Here is a 17,535-nt window from a genome sequence, read left to right on the forward strand (position 1 = left end):
ACGAGGAGGCGCCAGGTTAAACTGAAGGGACTGACCCCGGAGGAGTTCCGGAGACAGTCCCTTGCGGCGTAGTTCTTATTTAAGCCGTCCAAGTTTTGGGGTGCAGTTCAATTTGGGACGGGGCTTTTTTGACTGCTTTTGGGAGCGATATGGGCGGCGCAAGGCCGCGCGGACAAAAGCAGTCAAAAAAGCCCCGTCCCAAATTAGCTGCTCTGCGGGTGGGCTATACTAGCTGCGAATGAAAGGAAGTTAGCCATGTATGACAAAGGACCCGTACCCGGCCGCAACGACGCTTGCTGGTGCGGCAGCGGCAAAAAATACAAGAAATGTCACAGCGCCTTTGATGAGCGCCTCGAGCGCCTGTGGGAAGAGGGCTGGAACGTCCTGCCCCGCACGCTCTATAAGACGCCTGCCGATATCGAGGGCATCAAGCGCTCGGCCGCCATCAACGTGGGCGTGCTCGATTATGTGGGTGAGCATATCACCGCGGGCATGACCACCAACCAGATCGACCAGATGATCTACGACTACACCGTCGAGCATGGTGGAACGCCGGCCGACCTCAACTACGAGGGCTACCCCAAGAGCGTGTGTACCTCGATCAATGACGTAGTCTGCCACGGTATCCCCTGCGATGCGGATGTGCTGCACGAGGGCGACATCATCAACGTGGACTGCTCAACGATCTTAGACGGCTATTTTAGCGACTCGAGCCGCATGTTCTGCATCGGCAAGGTCTCGGCCGAGCGCCAGCGCTTGGTCGACGTCACCCGCGCCAGCGTGGAGGCGGGTCTGGCAGCCGTCAAGCCATGGCTGCCGCTCTCCGTGATGGCCGAGGCCGTACAAAAGACGGTCGAGGACGCCGGCTTTAGCGTGGTGCGCGAGTACGGTGGCCACGGCATTGGTAAGGAGTTCCACGAGGACCCGTTTGTGGGCTTTACCACCGAGGCGCCCGACGTGGACACTATCATGGTTCCGGGCATGGTCTTTACTATCGAGCCCATGGTCAACGCCGGAGCACCCGACATTAAGATTAGCAAGGGCGATGGGTGGTGCGTGCGCACCAAGGACGGCAGCGACTCGGCCCAGTGCGAGGTACAGCTCGTGGTGACCGAGGACGGCTACGAGCTGCTGAGCTGGTAGCCGTAGATGCGCCGGATGCTGACGGGCACGCTCGTCTTACATCCGGCGTTTTATTTGAACGTTTTGCCAGATAAAACCTGCCAAAATAAACCTGTCCCTTTTTGGCAGGTTGAGCGGAGAGGAATGCTTGTGAACATCCTGGTTTTGCTGCCCGTCAACGACCGCCATCGTGCAATTCTTGAGTCGAGCGCTCCGGGCGAGGATTTTATCTACACGAGCGCCGGCGACATCACGCGCGAACAGGTCGCCGATGCCGACGTGATCCTGGGCAACATCGACCCTGACATGCTCACGGCATGCGACCATCTCCAGCTGTTGCAATTGCAGACCGCCGGCTATGACGACTACCTTGCCGCCGGCACCGTGCCGGCTAAAGCCAAGCTGTCTTGCTCGATCGGCGCCTACGGTCAGGCCGTGAGCGAGCACATGTTTGCCATGGTCCTTTCCATGATGAAGCGCCTGCCCGGCTATCACGACTTGCAGCGCGAGCATCGCTGGGAGGATTTGGGGCCGGTCACCTCGCTCAAAAACGCCAACGTGCTGGTGCTGGGCGCAGGCGATATCGGCGGCCACTTTGCCACGCTCTGCCGCAGCATGGGTGCGCACGTCCGCGGCATCAAGCGCCATCCGCTCGTCTACCCCATTGTGTTTGAGGACATGGACGGCATGGATGCCCTGTCTGAGCGCCTGGCAGAGGCCGACATCGTCGCATCCTTTATGCCCAGCACGCCCGAGACCCGCGGCCTGGCGAACGCCGAGTTCTTCGCCGCGATGAAACCGGGCGCGTTCTTTGCCAACGGCGGCCGCGGCGATCTTGTGGTCGCCGACGACCTGGTTGCCGCTCTGGAATCGGGACATCTCGCCGGCGCCGCGGTCGACGTCACCGATCCCGAGCCGCTGCCCGCCACAAGCCCGCTGTGGGATGCACCCAACATGCTCATCACGCCGCATGTCTCGGGCTGGTTCCACCTGGCCGCCACGCTCAATAACGTGGTCGACATTGCCGCGGAGAATCTGCGTCACCTGCTGGCCGGCGAAACTTTACGTTGTTGGATTGAGCATTAGATTGTTCCGGCGTTTTACCAAACGCCGGAACCCCTCGACGCTGCGAGCCCGCCGTTCGGCCAATCTGCCGTTCAATTTCAAAGGCGCGACCAGAAGGTCAGCGCCTTTTCATTTCACGGCACCTTGGCTCAAACGGCGGGCTCTCGCTGACTTTTGCTCTACCTGCGGCGGTTCCGCTGGCGTCGGCTTCATCTGCAAGCCTTAGCAGCTCCGTCTTACCGTTGACATTGCGGCATTTGCCCAGATAAAACCTGCCAAAATAAACCCGTCCTTATTTGGCAGGTTTAAAGCTCCACACTTTCGGCGCCGTTGATGTTTAGGTCGCGCTCGTAGAAAGCCGTGAGGGCACGAATCGCGTACATCACGTCGCGCACGCCACCGGTCTCGTAGCTCGAGTGCATGGCCAGCTGCGGCAGGCCCACGTCCACGGCGTGCATGCTCGCCTGCATATTGGACAGATTGCCGAGCGTGGAGCCACCCGCCATATCGCTCTTGTTGGCAAAGGCTTGCGTGGGCACGTCTGCGTCATCGCAGATGGCCTGGAACACTGCGCGGCTAAAGGCATCGGTGCAGTAGTGCTGGTTGGCGGCTTCCTTGATGACGATACCGCCGTTGAGCACGACCTGGTTGTGGGCATCGCACTTCTCGGCGTGGTTGGGATGCACGGCGTGCGCGTTGTCGCAGCTCACGAGCATCGAGGCGGCAAGCGCACGGTGGTACGACTCGTCATCAAAGCCCAGCGACCCGTTAATGCGACGCAACGCATCGGCCAAGAACGTCGACATGGCGCCCTGCTTGGTCTCGGAGCCAACCTCCTCGTTGTCGAAGCAGCAAAAGACCGAGATGTCATGCGCATTCTCGGCGCCCAAAAATGCCTGCAGCGAGGTGTAGGCGCAGGCTAGGTCGTCGAGCTTGGGCGTCGAGATAAACTCGTCGGCCCAGCCCCAAATGCGCGCGTCCTGACGATTGACCAGGAACAGATCGCGGCCCAAAATCTGCTCGGGCTCGATGTCCAGTTCGTCGGCGATCAGAGCATCAAAGTCGCCCTGCTTAAGCTCGCCGGCGCTGATGAGCGGGCACAGGTCGACAGCGCGGTTGGGCGCAAAGCCCTCATTGACGCCACGGTTCATATGGATAGCAAGGCTCGGAATGATAGCGACCTCGCGCTCGGTGGCAAGCAGGCGGCTCTCAATACGGTCGCCCTCGCGTACCAACACGCGGCCCGCGAGCGCCAGCGGGCGATCGAACCAGGTGTAGTCGATCATACCGCCGTAGGCCTCGGTGTTCAGGCGCAGCGTCTCGCCCGCGCCGTCAAGCTCGGGCACGGCCTTGACCTTAAACGTCGGAGAATCGCTGTGCGACGCCGTGAGCTGAAAATGATAGTCACCGGCAACGCCGTCCTCGCCCCACGTCGCGGCCAGGTCCTCGCCCACCTTAAAGGCGATAACGCTCGAGGTGTTGCGCTGCGTGTAATAACGCCCGCTCGGCTCGATGTCCCACGCCGCATTCTCGGGCAGGTAGGTAAAGCCCGCTTCGTCGAGCTCGGCCATAATGGTCGCCGCCGTATGGAACATGCTGGGGCACGCCTCGATAAAGTCGATAAGGTCGTTGGCGGCCTCGATATCGTCGGCCGTCACATGCGCGCGTTCGGGCGTTTCCTGATCCGTCATGCTCTCCCCTTTCGCTGGGTTGATGGTCCCCTCCAGCATACCCCGCCACGCCAGCGCCGCACTCTTCATTCCATGTTTAATCCCGTGCCACTCACCAGGTTGAGCCATCATGCCCGCGCTCCTTTTGCGATAATTACGCTAACAGGACGAGAGGAGCCGTCATGAAGCCACGTAACATTGCCATCGTCTGCGGTGTCGCGGGAGTCGCCGTCGGCCTTGCCGCTGCCACCGGTATCGTTTACCGCAAGCAAATCAAGTCCGCCGCGTCGCTCAAACGCTTGACCGGCTACGCGGATGGCTATGACCTGTACGCAATCGATATCGCCTACGACTACGATCTTGATCGCATCATCGCCGCTGGCGTGCGCGACGACCAGGCCTACATCGATGCCGTGGTGGCGCAGGTGCTGCCCGGTGTGCCGGCACATGTCCAGGCTCCCCAGTTTGCCTGCAGCGCTTTTGTCGCCGTAGATGCCGAAGGCCGCGTGCGCACCGGTCGCAATTACGACTTTAAGGACGACACCTCGGCGCTGCTGGTGCGCAATCACCCACGCGGCGGCTATGCCTCCATCGGGTTTGCCGCCCTTAACAACCTGGGCGATAACACTCCGCTTGACTCCGTCGCCGGACGCGCCGCCGCACTCATGGGTCCGTTTGCCCAGCTCGACGGTGTTAACGAATGCGGCGTTTCCGTTGCCGTACTCACCCTTGATTCCAAGCCCTGTGACCAGGACACGCAACGCCCTGTCATCAATACCTCGCTCGCCATCCGTCTGGTGCTCGACCGTGCCGCCACCACGCAAGAAGCTGTCGACCTGCTTTCCGCCTACGACATGCACGCCATGGCAGGACGCGATTATCACTTCTTTATCAACGACGCCACCGGTGACGCGCGCGTAGTAGAGTGGGATCCGCACGATCCGGACCGCGCTTTCAAAGCGACTCCTGTACGCCAGGTTACGAACTTCTACCCCTGCTATGGCGACGAAGTGCTGCCCAACCAAAAGAACGGCGAGCTGGGCCATGGTAAAGAGCGCGCCGTCGCAATTGCCGATGTCCTTGACGCCCATGTCGGTGCCCAGGACGAAACGATTGCCTGGGAAGCCCTGCGCGCCGCAGCGCAAGAGCCCAAACAGGGAGACATCACCAGCAATACGCAATGGTCGGTCGTCTTTGACAATACCGAACCCGCCGCCGCTATTACGCTGCGCCGCCACTGGGGCGACGTCGACGCCTTCGCACTGTAAGGAGCCAGGCCCGTCGACCTTACGCTCGCCTGACGTTGTTTACATTTCTATACGCTTGAGCTAACACGTTTTACCCCCGTATCAACAGTGTGCGGGGGTAAACTTATGCGCATGTTATAACTTGCCCGGAAGGATTCATCATGCTTAGGATCGGTCTTCTTACCAGTGGCGGCGACTGTCAGGCGCTCAACGCCACCATGCGCGGCATCGTCAAAACGCTTATGACCAATAGCGAAGAACCTATCGAGATCTATGGTTTTGAGGACGGCTACCAGGGCCTTATCTACAGCAGGTTCCGCGTCATGACGCCCGCCGATTTTAGCGGCATCCTCACCCGCGGCGGCACCATTTTGGGCACGAGCCGCACGCCGTTCAAGCGCCTGGACATTCCCGAGGCCGACGGTGTCGAGAAGGTGCCCGCGATGGTCCACACCTATCACAAGCTGCAACTCGACTGCCTGTTTATGCTGGGCGGCAACGGCTCCACCAAGACCGCCAACCGCCTGCGCGAAGAGGGCCTCAACGTTATCGCTCTGCCCAAGACCATCGATAACGACACCTGGGGCACCGAAATGACGTTTGGCTTTACGAGCGCCATCGACGTCGCCACCAAGTGCATCGACGACATCCACACCACCGCCTCGAGTCACGGCCGCGTGTTCGTTATCGAGATCATGGGCCACAAGGTTGGCTGGATCCCGCTGTACGCCGGCGTCGCGGGCGGAGCGGACGTCATCCTGATTCCCGAGATTCCCTACGACATGGGTAACGTCATCAAGACCATCGAGCATCGCATGGAGACCGGCAGCCGCTTTACGATCGTGGCCGTCGCCGAGGGCGCTATCTCCAAGGAGGACGCGGCGCTGCCCAAGAAGGAGTACAAGAAGAAGCTCGCCGAGCGCACGAGTCCGTCGATTGTCTACGACATTGCCAAGGAAATCGAGGCCAAGACCGGTCGCGAGACCCGCGTCGCCATCCCCGGCCACACGCAGCGCGGCGGTCAGCCCGACGCCCAGGACCGCATCTTTGCGACCCAGTGCGGCGTTGAGGCGGCACTGGGCTGCCTACGCGGCGAGTTTGGCTACATGATTGCCCTGCGTGACGGCAAGATGTGCCACATGCCGCTCGAGGAGGTCGCCGGCAAGCTCAAGTTTGTCGATCCCCAGAGCGACCTGGTACGCGAGGCCAAGGCGCTGGGCATCAGCTTCGGCGACGAATAGCCTCGGCCGAAATCCATCCCATCGGGCCCTCCGACCCCGCCCGACGTATTTCGATTTGGCTCCTCCCTTGACTCCGTCAAAGGTCGCCAATCGAAATCGTCGGTCGGGGTCGGAGGGCCCTGCGTTTACATGCTCGCCGAGGCTATTCGTCTTCTTGCTGCGGGTGCCTAGGGCAGGAGGCGCCGTGCATTTTTGGGAGTTTTCAGCAGCCGAGGGTGCCTGCATACTGAATTTTGGGCGAAAGGCAGGCGCCATGGGCCGCATCTTGTAAAAACGAGCGGCTCTTGAGGCGTTGGGAGCTCAGAATCAGGGCTTTCAGCGCAGTTTTGTGTGCCCGCTCCCATACTCGTGGACTCCGGAATGCTGAATTCTCCGGAATTTGCACGCCGCCCCTGGGGGTACCTGCGGGTAAAAAGCAACCGCCCCGCAAAAATATGCATTCTGCGGGGCGGTTTATGCAATAAAGCAACTGCGGCACGTCACAGCTCGCTACAACTTGAATCCAAGAACAGGTTACTCGGCGCTCTTGAGGGCACCGACCATGTCAATCTTGTTGAGGGTTCGGTTGGTGGCGAGGTTGACAATAATCGTAAAGCCAAACGAAAGCACCACAGCGAGCACGAAACTCAGCGGCTCGACCTCAACATCAAAGTACAGCGACGGCATCTGAAGAACGTACGTAAAGCTCTCGGCAAGCAGGCCACCCAGCGGCACGCCCAGTGCGGTGCCAATCGCCGTAAGGATCAACGTCTCCTTATTGACGTAGTGGTGCACCTCGCCACGGCGGAAGCCCAGCACCTTGATGGTCGCCAGCTCGCGTTCGCGCTCCGAAATATTCGTATTAGACAGCGTAAACACCACCACAAACGACAGGCACGCCGCCATAAAGGTCACAAGCACTACGACCGAATTGATAATCGTAAAGTTCGACTCATAGTTCTCCCAATGCTCAGCCGTACTCGAAATCGTAAGCCAACCGTCACTCTTAAGCTTCTTGCTAAACGCAATCTGGTCGGCCGACGAGCCCTTAAGCAGCACAAAGATGCCGTTAAGACGCGCGCTTCGGCCGAACGCGCGCTCATAGGTGCCCTGCGTCATATAAAGCGTGTTGCCCAAATAATTGAGCGAGATATCGCTAACCTTGACCTTGGTAACATTGAGCGACGAATCCTGGACCTGCGCCGTATCGCCCGGCTGAATCCCCAGCACCAGCTGTGAACTCTTGCTTAAATACACGTCCCCGTCACGCAGGGCGAGCGGTTCTTTGGACTCATCCTCCAGGCGCACGTAATCGTCCAGGTCATTCGTGCGGTCATCGGGCACCACGATGAGCTGTACGGTCTCGCTCTTACCGCCAAACGTAAAGGTGACGTTGTCGGTCATAATCGGCAGGATCGAGGTCACGCGCACGCCGGAGTCGCTGGCCGCGCTACGCTCTTCCAGCGCCGCACACGTCTGAGCATAGTCATCGGGATTGGCGACCGCCAGCAAGTCATAGCGCGTGATGTGCCCGTACTGTTTGGGCGAAAGCGCCACCGACGTATCGCGGATGCCCATACCGCAGATCACGAGCGCCGTGCAGCCGGCGATACCGAAGATGGTCATAAAGGCACGTTTTTTGTAGCGGAACAGGTTACGCGCTGCCACCTTGTTCAAAAAGCCCATGCGGCGCCAAATAAAGCCGATGCGCTCAAGCAAGATGCGCGAGCCGGCTCGCGGGGCCTTGGGACGCATAAGCGAGGCTGGGGTCTCGGCCATCTCGTGGCGGCAGGCGATAATCGTGGCACCCACCACGCCCACGGTAAACAGCGCCACCGAGACGATCGAGGACACGATGTCGTACGAAAGCAGCATCTGGGGCAGTGAGTACATGTCGTCGAACACCGTAAACAGGAACAGCGGCAACCCCACAAATCCGATGATGTTGCCGAGTACGCCGCCAAACAGACATGCCCACAGCGAGTAGTCCACGTATTTGGACAGGATTCGCCCGCGTGAATAGCCGAGCGCCTTGTACAGGCCAATGAGCGTGCGCTCCTCCTCGACCATACGAGTGGCGGTGGTAAGGCTGATGAGTACGGCTACGACAAAGAAAATAAATGGGAAAACCGTGGCGATGGCCTCAATCGAAGAACTGTCGCTCTCGACGCTTGAGTAGCTTGCGATGTTACCGCGATCCTGGATGTACCAAGTGCATTCGCCCAGATCGGAAAGCTCGGCGCGTGCATCGGCAAACTGCTGGTCGGTGGCGGCGCGGCGCTGGTCCAAATCGGCCTGAGCCCGAGCGCGCTCCTCACTGCCCTGGGGCATGCGGTTGATGTTGTCCTGCTCAATCCCAAAGAGCATATTCGCCTGGCGCTCGGAGGCATCCAAGCTTGCCGGCGCGTCGACCGTCAGCTCTTGGGCGCGCACCTTCTCACGCTCGTCGCGAATCTTCTCGATATTACCCTTGACCTCGTTGATCTTTGTCGTGTAGGCATCTGAATAGGAGTTGAGGCTCTTGGCTCCCTCGACGATCACGTGGACCGCGGAGTAGGAAGAAGATGTCGCGGCATCCTCGCTCACATAGAACTTATAGTCCGCAGCCGAAGCAGCGCGAAAGGCGTTGACTGTCGAGTCGGAGCTCACATCAGTAGGATCGAGGACCTCGGCCGTAATGGTGTAATCACCCGCGGCAAACTGGTCCTTGGCGCTTTGGTTCGACGAGCTCGCGTCATTGGCGGCAAAACTCACCGTGTCGCCGAGCTTTTTGCCCGAAGCCTTCAGGAACTTCGAAGTCACCGCGACCTCGCCGGCGCTCTCGGGCAAATCGCCGCTCACCAGCACCGGTTGATCGATATTCTTCCTGGAAAGGCTCTGCACGACTACACGCTCGCGCGTGGTACCCACGGCGGTGTAGGCGGTCTCGGTGTAGATGCCCTCGGCCGTCTCGACGCCGTCGACCTCTTGAATGGCCGCAAGATCGTCGCGCGTAAGGCCATAGGTCGACTGCACGTTAATGTCATAGACATTCTGCTGGTCAAAATAGACGTCGACCGAATCGCGCAGATCCTCGCAGCCCGCCTTAAGACCGCACATCACGCTCACGCCGAGCGCGGTAATGACCACGATAGATAGGAAGCGCTTAAGACTGCCTCGGATTGTGCGGGAGATGCCACGGCGAAAAACCGTCGGCGCCATATCATTTGAGCTTTGAGCGGTACGGTAGGTCGCGAACTCCCGATCGTGACCCACGTGCTCCGTATCGTGGTTTTGGCTGTTTTGGCGATCTTGGTCCATGGGCGCTACCACTCGATCGTCTCGATAGGCACGGGATTTTGCTGGACCGTCTCGCTCTCCACACGACCGCTCTTAAAGCAGATCAGGCGATCGGCCATGGGCGCGAGTGCGGAGTTGTGCGTGATGATGATGACCGTAATGCCCTGCTTGCGGCAGGTATCCTGCAGCAGCTGCAAGATCTGCTTGCCGGTTTTATAGTCGAGCGCGCCCGTGGGCTCATCGCACAGGAGCAGCTTGGGGTTCTTGGCCAGTGCGCGGGCGATGGACACGCGCTGCTGCTCGCCGCCCGAAAGCTGCGCGGGGAAGTTGGCGAGGCGCTCGCCCAGGCCAACCTGGCGAAGTGTCTGTTCGGCATCGAACGAATCGGGGCAGATTTGCGCCGCAAGCTCGACGTTTTCGAGCGCCGTCAGGTTGGGAACCAGGTTATAGAACTGGAAGACAAAGCCGACGTCGGCGCGGCGGTATTCCACGAGCTGCGCCTCATTGGCGGAACTCACGTCGCGCCCATCCACCGTTACGGTGCCGGAAGTCGCCGTATCCATGCCGCCCAGAATGTTGAGCGCCGTGGTCTTGCCGGCACCCGAAGCACCCAAAATGATGGCGAGCTCGCCACGCTCGACCGTAAAACTCGCGCCGTCCAGCGCGTGAATGCGGGCGTCACCCTCGCCGTATGCTTTGACGACGTCTTTGAATTCGATATAAGCCATCGATTAATTCCCATCTGGTCGGATAACTCTTTAGTATTACCCATTTCGCACCGACCAAAAAGGGACAGGTTTATTTTGGCAGGTTTTATATGGGGAAACGAGGGGTGCGGGCAGGCACCAGGACTGTCCACGGCAACCATTTGACCCAAACCGTATCCACCGCTATGATGCCGCTGCGGAATGAATGTCTCCGTTGGGTGCGCCAGCCAAGCTGCCGCGTTACCCTAAACCGCCTTGTTGCTGATGACTTCTGCTGTTACGTGATGCCCTTAGGCATCACGCCGCGGCAGGAGTCTTTTTTGTTTTGGAGGAGAAGTGTCGGAAAGCAGCGCATCGAGCAGAATCAAACGTCTGCTCAACACCTATAGCGGTCTTGTGCTTATGGGTGCCGTCGGAATCCCCGTCGGTATCATCGTTGGCGCCATCTGCGCACTCTTTGGACGCGTGCTTTTGGCGATCGGCGCCTTCCGCGACGAACACATCACCCTGCTCCTCCCCTTCCTCGCCCTTATGGGCCTTGCCATCGTGTTTGCCTACCGCGCTTGGGGCAAGGACACCGACCGCGGCATGAGCCTGGTATTCGACGTAGGCCACGGGCGTGAGGACGCCATCTCGCCGCGCTTGGTGCCGCTCATTATGCTGAGCACGTGGGGGACGCACCTCTTTGGCGGCAGTGCGGGACGCGAGGGCGTGGCCGTGCAGATCGGTGCAACCGTCTCACATTGGATCGGCCGACGTCTACCTTTCCGAGACCCCGGCAACACGTTTTTGCTTATCGGCATGGCCGCCGGCTTTGCCGGGCTCTTTCGAACGCCCCTTGCTGCCACGGTCTTTGCTATCGAAGTACTGGTCGCAGGACGCATGGAATACCGCGCGCTGTTTCCCGCGCTTACAGCCTCGCTCGCCGCAAGTATGACCTCCGGTGCCCTGGGACTCGAGAAGTTCGAGGTCGCCGTTGTCGCCTCATGCGCGCTTGATCTCCCCGGTCTTGGACGGCTTGCGGTACTAGGCATCGCGTTTGGCATGGTAGGCGGTGCCTTTGCCTGGTGCCTTGCGCATGCCAAGACCCTTGCGGCGCGGCTGCTCCCCAACCCCTATGCGCGCATCGCCGCTATCGGCATCGCGCTATCGGCGATTCTGTTCGCACTGTGGCAGGGTCGATACTGCGGCCTTGGCACCAACCTGATATCGGCGGCGCTCAACGGTAACGGTAAGGTCGCCATCATGCCTTGGGACTGGGCGCTCAAATTCGTACTCACCATCGCCACACTTGCCGCAGGATATCAGGGTGGCGAGGTGACGCCGTTGTTCTCCATCGGAGCCAGCCTGGGCGTCGTACTCGCCGGGATTCTCGGCATGCCCGTCGAGCTCTGCGCCGCGCTGGGCTACGCAGCCGTCTTTGGCAGCGCCACCAATACGCTGCTCGCACCCATCCTTATTGGCTGCGAAGTCTTCGGCTTTGGTAATCTGCCGATGTTCTTTATTGTCTGCGTCGTGGCTTACCTGTTCAACATGGATAAGTCGATCTACGCCCTGCAAGAGCGAGCGTAGAAAGATGTCCAAGCAGGTGGTCTCAACCGGAAACGGCGTCCCACTCTGAGGCTGTATTCCGGGACACGGTTTCCGCTTGGGACGCCATTCGGAAAGCGCATCCCGCTTTAAAACGGAATTCCGGGACGTGGTTTCCGTCTGAGTCTCCATTCGGAAAGCGTGTCCCGTTCTTTCACGGCATCTTGGCTATGCAAAGTGCTCGAACGTTATTCCTCGTACGCGCCCTCAAGCCGAAGCAGCCACTCCTTGCGATCGAGCCCGCCGGCATATCCGTTAAGCGAGCCGTCGGCGGCAACCACGCGATGGCACGGCACGATAATCGAAATAGGGTTGCGAGCGACCGCAGCTCCCACCGCACGAGGAGACACAACGGGGTCCTCGTTCCCCGGCACCCGATGGCGGGCGGCGACACGAGCCGCAATCTCGCCATACGTGGCGACCTCGCCACGCGGAATAGAAAGCAGCTCAAACCAGACTTCACGCTGAAACGCCGTACCGATCATATGCAACGGCGGCGTATACCGAGGCTCCTGCCCTGCAAAATAAGCATTCAGCCAAGCCCACGAACGCTCAAGCACCGAAGAAGACGCACCATGAGCCGGACTCGCCGACGACATGCCACCAGCACCGGAAACCGCATCGGCCCCTTCAACATGTTCGGAGTCTTCCCGGAGAAGCGTGGAGCCAAAGTGCTCCTGCCCCTCAAACCAAAGCCCCGTCAGACCGCGGCCATCAGCGGCAAGCAGGATTTCGCCCAAAGGCGAAGCAAACGTCGTCGTGACCACCAGCGGCTCCTTTCAAAACTCCGCACCATAATACCGCGAATTGTGCAGACGACTCCGCAGATACGTCTGGGCAGGAACGCAATTGCTTAAGCGAGGCCACTTTCCCCAATCGAGCGGAGAAGACGCGGGGCTTCGACGCCAAAGCGGTACCCCTACCAGCTGAGCTCTAATACTTTTCCCGAGAATTGAACGAGTAAAAACGAGGCCCCGGAGCATCCACACTTTTTGATTACAAAACCGCAGGATTCGCGCAGCAAAGCCGCAGGAAATAGCGGTCAAAATATGCCAATGCTTCGGGGGTCCAAAATAGGTCGTTCACTTCTCGGGAAAAGTATTCAACTTCAATTCACCCCAACCCCAAAGTCACCTCAGGCAGCAGGCGCGAAGCGCCGCAGCTGCCGTCACGGACCCGCAGTCCCCAAAGGAGGCAGGCGCAAAGCGCCGAGACCGCCGCCGGGACCAGGGCCCGCAACGGCCACGCGCCCTCACATCAGCCCAGCGGCCCCAACCAACAACGGCCCCATCGCAGGCCGCTCGCAGCCGAGTCACCGCAGGCGGGGCCGGACAGTTCCACCGCTACTCGCAGAGCAGTTTGGCAATCTGGACGGCGTTGGTTGCCGCGCCCTTACGGATTTGGTCGCCACAGCACCAGAAGGTGATGCCACGCGCGGCCTCGGGGTTCGAGATGTCGCGGCGCACGCGACCGACCCAAATCAGGTCCTGGTCGGAGGTGTCCATCGGCATGGGGAATCGGTCGTGCGCATCCTCGGCACCCAGGTCGTCGACCAGCTTGACACCCGGGGCAGAAGCCAGCGCAGCACGGGCTTCCTCGACCGTAATGTCGCGCTCAAACTCGAGCGTAATGCTCTCGGAGTGCGAGCGCAGCACAGGCACGCGCACACAAGTGCAGTTCACGCGCAGCTCGGGCAGGTGCATAATCTTGCGACCCTCGTTTTGCAACTTCATCTCCTCGGAGGTAAAGCCCTCCTCCTTGACGCCGCCAATCTGCGGAATCAGGTTGCTCGCCAACTGGGCGGCAAATGCGCGCGGCTCGGGAATCTCCTCGCCACGACCCAGGGCGGCCAGCTGGGCCTCGAGCTCGGCCATACCGGGAGCACCAGCGCCCGAAGCCGCCTGGTACGTCGAGACGATCATGCGCTTCACGCCGGCAAGCTTGTGCAGCGGCCAGGTGGGAACCAGTCCGATGATGGTTGCGCAGTTAGGGTTAGCGATAAGGCCGTGATGCCACTTGATGTCGTCGGCATTGATCTCGGGCACGACGAGCGGCACCTCGGGATCCATACGGAAGGCGTGGCTGTTGTCGACCACGACGGCGCCACGCTTGACGGCCTCGGGCAGCAGCTCCTTGGCGATATCGTCGCCGGCAGCGCCGAGTACGATGTCGCAGCCCTCAAAGGCCTCGGGGCAAGCCTCCTCAATAACAACCTGCTCGCCGCGGAACTCGACGGTCTTGCCCGCAGAGCGCGCGCTCGCCAGCAGCTTGAGCTTGCCAACCGGAAACTCCTGCTCGTTGAGGCACTCGAGCATCTGGGTGCCCACGGCCCCCGTCGCGCCCAAAATAGCAACCGTGTACTGTTTCATGCTTCCCCCTTTGAAGGTTGTGGCTTTTGCCCGCACGCCAAGCAGGCAGGATATTCTTGCCCAGTGTATACAAGAACGGGGCGGACACGAAACCCACCCCGTCGAAACGAAACCGAAACGAAACGCCCCGCGCTAGTTTTTTTGGAGCATGCCTCAAAAACCCACTCATGCGCCAAAAGGTAGATTTCTAGACATATCCCAAAAATCTACCGGGATGGTCGCTATTTGTGGAGGGCAGCCAGGGCGGGTTCAATCGGTGCAGGAGCCTCCAGATCGGAGACCTTCACAATGCCGTTCTCGTCGGAGAAGGCACGGTAAATGGTCTGAATCGCCAGGTCGAAGTCCTTATCCTCGACACCGATAATGATGTTGATCTCGTCGCAGCTCTGCGAAATCATGCGCACGCTCACGCCAGCCTGGCCGAGCATGCCAAACAGGTGGCCGGAAATACCTGCGCGGCCGCGCAGGTTACGGCCGACGGTCGCGATGAGCGCCAGGCCCTCGACAACCTCAATCTCGAGCGGCTCAACCTCCTGCTGGATGTCGCCCACGAGCGAGTACAGCGAATCGTGCACATCCTGCTCCTGCACCACGGCGCCAAAGCGGTCGACGCCGGTGGGCATGTGCTCGACGGAAACGTCATAGCGCTCGAAGACCGAAAGTGCACGGCGCATAAAGCCGACGCGGGGCTTGGTGCGATCGCGGGCCACGTTGATGGCGACAAAACCGCGCTTGCCGGTCACGCCGGTAATGATGGGCTCCGCCTCGCCCTCATCAGCCGTCTCGCTAATGATGGTGCCGGGGTCCTGCGGCGCATTGGTGTTCTTGATGACCAGCGGAATACCCGCCTCGCGCACGGGGAACACGGCCTCCTCGTGCAGGACGCTTGCGCCCATGTACGAAAGCTCGCGCAGCTCCTCGTAGGTAACGCGCGCAATGGGCTGAGCCTCGGGAACAATACGCGGATCGGCAGAGTAGAAGCCCGAGACGTCGGTCCAGTTCTCGTAAAGGTCGGCGTCCAGACACTTGGCCAGAATCGAGCCCGAGATATCGCCGCCGCCACGATCGAGCAGCTTAATCTGGCCCTCACGCGTCGCGCCGTAGAAACCGGGCATAACAAAGCCGCCCTGCTGACCGTACTCCTGCACCAGCTCGGAGGTGCGGTTCATGCTGAGCGTACCGTCGTGATGGAACGCCACAACCGTCGCGGCGTCCAGGAACGGCAGGCCCAGGTACTCGGCCATCAGGCGAGCGGTGAAGTACTCGCCGCGGCTCACAAGCTCCTCGGTGGAGTAGCCGCCCGAGCGGGCGCGCTCGGCAAAGGCCGCGAACTCCTCACGGATGGGATAGGTGAGCTCCAGCTCGTCAGCGATATCAAAATAGCGCTGGCCAATGTCCTCGAGCAGCTCCTCACACGACACGTGATACTTAACGTGCGCGTTAACCAGGTAGAGCAGGTCGGTCACCTTGGTGTCGCCCTTAAAGCGGCGACCGCAGGCGGAAACCACCACAAAACGGCGGGCCGGGTCGGCATCGACGATGGCCTTGATCTTCTTAAAGTGTTCGGCGTCGGCGACCGACGAGCCGCCAAATTTGGCAATCTTAATCATGGGCTGGAGGTTACCTTTCTAAAAGCCTCTGCGAACCTGTTTTGCGCGCTCTGATACCATAGTTTCACCGATTGGGACCAAGGCATCCGAGGAGCAGTGTTATATGGGAACTTATCATAGTACACGAGGACGCACTTTATCGTGCTCAAGTAAGGTGGCAATCCGCACCGGCATCGCTCCCGACGGGGGTTTGTTTGTCTCGGACGAGCTCGGCACCCAGCAGGTCGATATCAGCTCGCTTGCAGATAAATCGTACTTTGAAATCGCTCAAGATGTGTTGGGAATGTTACTGAATGATTACACGGGCGAAGAAATTTCGGCCTGTGTGAATGAGGCATATCGCGGCACGTTCGCGAGTGAAGAGGTTACGCCGCTCGTCAAACTCGACGCTGCGCCGGGCGCTGGCGCCCCTCAGACCTATGTGATGGAGCTCTTTGGCGGCCCCACGAGTGCCTTTAAGGACGTCGCCCTGCAGATGCTCCCCCGCCTCATGGCCCGCACTTCCGCCAAGGACGGCGGCGCCGAGCGCATCATGATCGTCACCGCCACGTCGGGCGACACCGGCAAGGCCGCACTCGCCGGTTTTGCCGACGCTCCGGGCACGGGCATCACCGTCTTTTATCCCGAAGGCAAGGTCAGCCGCGTGCAGAATCTGCAGATGTCCACACAGGAAGGCGATAACGTCGCCGTCTGCGGCATTCGCGGCAACTTCGACGATGCCCAGAGTGCCGTCAAGCGCATCTTTGCCGATAAGGAGCTTGCCGAGCGCTTGGAGGCCGCCGGAACGGTGCTTTCGAGTGCCAACTCCATCAACGTCGGCCGTCTGGTGCCGCAGGTCGTCTACTACTTTGCCGCCTATGCGCAGCTGTTGCGCGCCGGCGCCATCGAGGCTGGCGACGCCGTGGAGTTCTGCGTACCGACCGGCAACTTTGGCGATATCCTGGCCGGCTACTATGCCAAGCGCATGGGTCTGCCCGTCGCCAAGCTCGTCGTCGCGAGCGACAAGAACAACGTGCTGGCTGATTTCCTGACCACCGGCGTCTACGACCGCAACCGTCCGTTCTTCACGACCATCTCGCCGTCGATGGACATCCTCATCAGCTCCAACCTGGAACGCATGCTCTACTTCCTGTCCGATGGCGACTGCGAGCTTGTTGCCGGCCTTATGGAGCAGCTGGCAAAGACTGGTCACTATGAGGTTCCCGCCGACCTGCTGGCAAAGATTCAGAGCGTCTTTGGCTGCGGCTGGGCCAGCGAGGACGAGGTGCGCGCTGCCATTAAGAGCTGCTGGGATGCGAACGGCTACGTGATCGACCCGCACACCGCTTGCGGCTATCACGTCTTTGAAAAGGTCGCTCCCGCCGAGGGCGCCAAGGCCCGTGTGCTGCTTTCGACCGCCAGCCCCTACAAGTTCCCGCGTGCCTGCTGCGATGCTCTGGGGCTCAACGTTCCCGAGGACGACTTTGAGGCCATGCGCGTGCTCGAGCAGGCCACCAATACGGCCGCACCGGCACAGCTCGCCGAGCTCGAGTCCAAACCCGTCCGCTTCGAAGACGTCTGCGACGTCGATGAGATGGCAAGCTACGTCGAGTCTGCAGCAAAAAAGATGGCTACCAACTAAAACCCTTATTAAGCGCCGGCGAAAGCCGGCGCACC

The 17,535-nt window shown here is 60.3% G+C and carries 13 protein-coding genes; 7 read left to right on the top strand and 6 right to left on the bottom strand.

Features of this window, described 5'->3' with window-relative positions; all coding sequences use genetic code 11:
* From ACTQ1E_RS06905 to ACTQ1E_RS06915, 3 genes are all read left to right on the top strand, one after another.
* Window positions 1–72, top strand: a 72-nt coding sequence (locus ACTQ1E_RS06905) for an IS3 family transposase (RefSeq protein WP_441015707.1), incomplete at its 5' end; no start/stop codon positions are given.
* 183 nt (window positions 73–255) lie between these two features.
* Window positions 256–1,143 (top strand): type I methionyl aminopeptidase, encoded by an 888-nt coding sequence (gene map, locus ACTQ1E_RS06910; RefSeq protein WP_441565491.1) that lies wholly within the window; start codon window positions 256–258, stop codon window positions 1,141–1,143.
* A 123-nt stretch (window positions 1,144–1,266) separates the two neighbouring features.
* Window positions 1,267–2,208 (top strand): D-2-hydroxyacid dehydrogenase, encoded by a 942-nt coding sequence (locus tag ACTQ1E_RS06915; protein WP_441565493.1) that lies wholly within the window; start codon window positions 1,267–1,269, stop codon window positions 2,206–2,208.
* A 284-nt stretch (window positions 2,209–2,492) separates the two neighbouring features.
* Here the strand turns inward: ACTQ1E_RS06915 and ACTQ1E_RS06920 are convergent, their stop codons facing one another.
* The gene (locus ACTQ1E_RS06920) at window positions 2,493–3,878 is read right to left on the bottom strand and encodes a M18 family aminopeptidase (RefSeq protein ID WP_441565495.1); all 1,386 of its coding nucleotides are present in this window, start codon (window positions 3,876–3,878) and stop codon (window positions 2,493–2,495) included.
* A gap of 161 nt (window positions 3,879–4,039) precedes the next feature.
* On the opposite strand from ACTQ1E_RS06920, the gene ACTQ1E_RS06925 reads away from it, so the two are divergent.
* Window positions 4,040–5,125: a carcinine hydrolase/isopenicillin-N N-acyltransferase family protein gene (locus ACTQ1E_RS06925; RefSeq protein ID WP_441565497.1), complete on the top strand. Its 1,086-nt coding sequence runs from the start codon at window positions 4,040–4,042 to the stop codon at window positions 5,123–5,125.
* 140 nt (window positions 5,126–5,265) lie between these two features.
* The gene (locus ACTQ1E_RS06930) at window positions 5,266–6,345 is read left to right on the top strand and encodes a 6-phosphofructokinase (RefSeq protein WP_154514896.1); all 1,080 of its coding nucleotides are present in this window, start codon (window positions 5,266–5,268) and stop codon (window positions 6,343–6,345) included.
* A 513-nt stretch (window positions 6,346–6,858) separates the two neighbouring features.
* Here ACTQ1E_RS06930 and ACTQ1E_RS06935 read toward each other — a convergent pair.
* Complete coding sequence (locus ACTQ1E_RS06935) at window positions 6,859–9,624, bottom strand: FtsX-like permease family protein (RefSeq protein WP_441565499.1); 2,766 nt, start codon at window positions 9,622–9,624, stop codon at window positions 6,859–6,861.
* Window positions 9,625–9,629: 5 nt separating this feature from the next.
* Window positions 9,630–10,331: an ABC transporter ATP-binding protein gene (locus tag ACTQ1E_RS06940; protein WP_427718202.1), complete on the bottom strand. Its 702-nt coding sequence runs from the start codon at window positions 10,329–10,331 to the stop codon at window positions 9,630–9,632.
* A 315-nt stretch (window positions 10,332–10,646) separates the two neighbouring features.
* On the opposite strand from ACTQ1E_RS06940, the gene ACTQ1E_RS06945 reads away from it, so the two are divergent.
* Window positions 10,647–11,882, top strand: a complete 1,236-nt coding sequence (locus ACTQ1E_RS06945) for a chloride channel protein (RefSeq protein WP_441565501.1) — start codon at window positions 10,647–10,649, stop codon at window positions 11,880–11,882.
* A gap of 206 nt (window positions 11,883–12,088) precedes the next feature.
* Here ACTQ1E_RS06945 and ACTQ1E_RS06950 read toward each other — a convergent pair whose 3' ends face one another.
* The 3 genes from ACTQ1E_RS06950 to ACTQ1E_RS06960 all read right to left on the bottom strand — a co-directional run bounded on the left by ACTQ1E_RS06950 (window position 12,089) and on the right by ACTQ1E_RS06960 (window position 15,879).
* Entirely contained in the window at window positions 12,089–12,667 is a 579-nt protein-coding gene (locus ACTQ1E_RS06950) for a methylated-DNA--[protein]-cysteine S-methyltransferase (protein ID WP_441565503.1), read from the bottom strand.
* 576 nt (window positions 12,668–13,243) lie between these two features.
* Window positions 13,244–14,269 (bottom strand): aspartate-semialdehyde dehydrogenase, encoded by a 1,026-nt coding sequence (locus ACTQ1E_RS06955; protein ID WP_154514908.1) that lies wholly within the window; start codon window positions 14,267–14,269, stop codon window positions 13,244–13,246.
* 221 nt (window positions 14,270–14,490) lie between these two features.
* On the bottom strand, window positions 14,491–15,879 hold the full coding sequence (locus ACTQ1E_RS06960; RefSeq protein ID WP_154514910.1) for an aspartate kinase: 1,389 nt from the start codon (window positions 15,877–15,879) through the stop codon (window positions 14,491–14,493).
* A 103-nt stretch (window positions 15,880–15,982) separates the two neighbouring features.
* On the opposite strand from ACTQ1E_RS06960, the gene thrC reads away from it, so the two are divergent.
* Window positions 15,983–17,500, top strand: coding sequence for a threonine synthase (thrC, locus tag ACTQ1E_RS06965; protein ID WP_441565505.1), 1,518 nt, complete (start codon window positions 15,983–15,985; stop codon window positions 17,498–17,500).
* Window positions 17,501–17,535 lie beyond the last annotated feature (35 nt).

This window comes from Collinsella sp. LCP21S3_C7, from assembly GCF_052118485.1.
Lineage (GTDB): Bacteria > Actinomycetota > Coriobacteriia > Coriobacteriales > Coriobacteriaceae > Collinsella.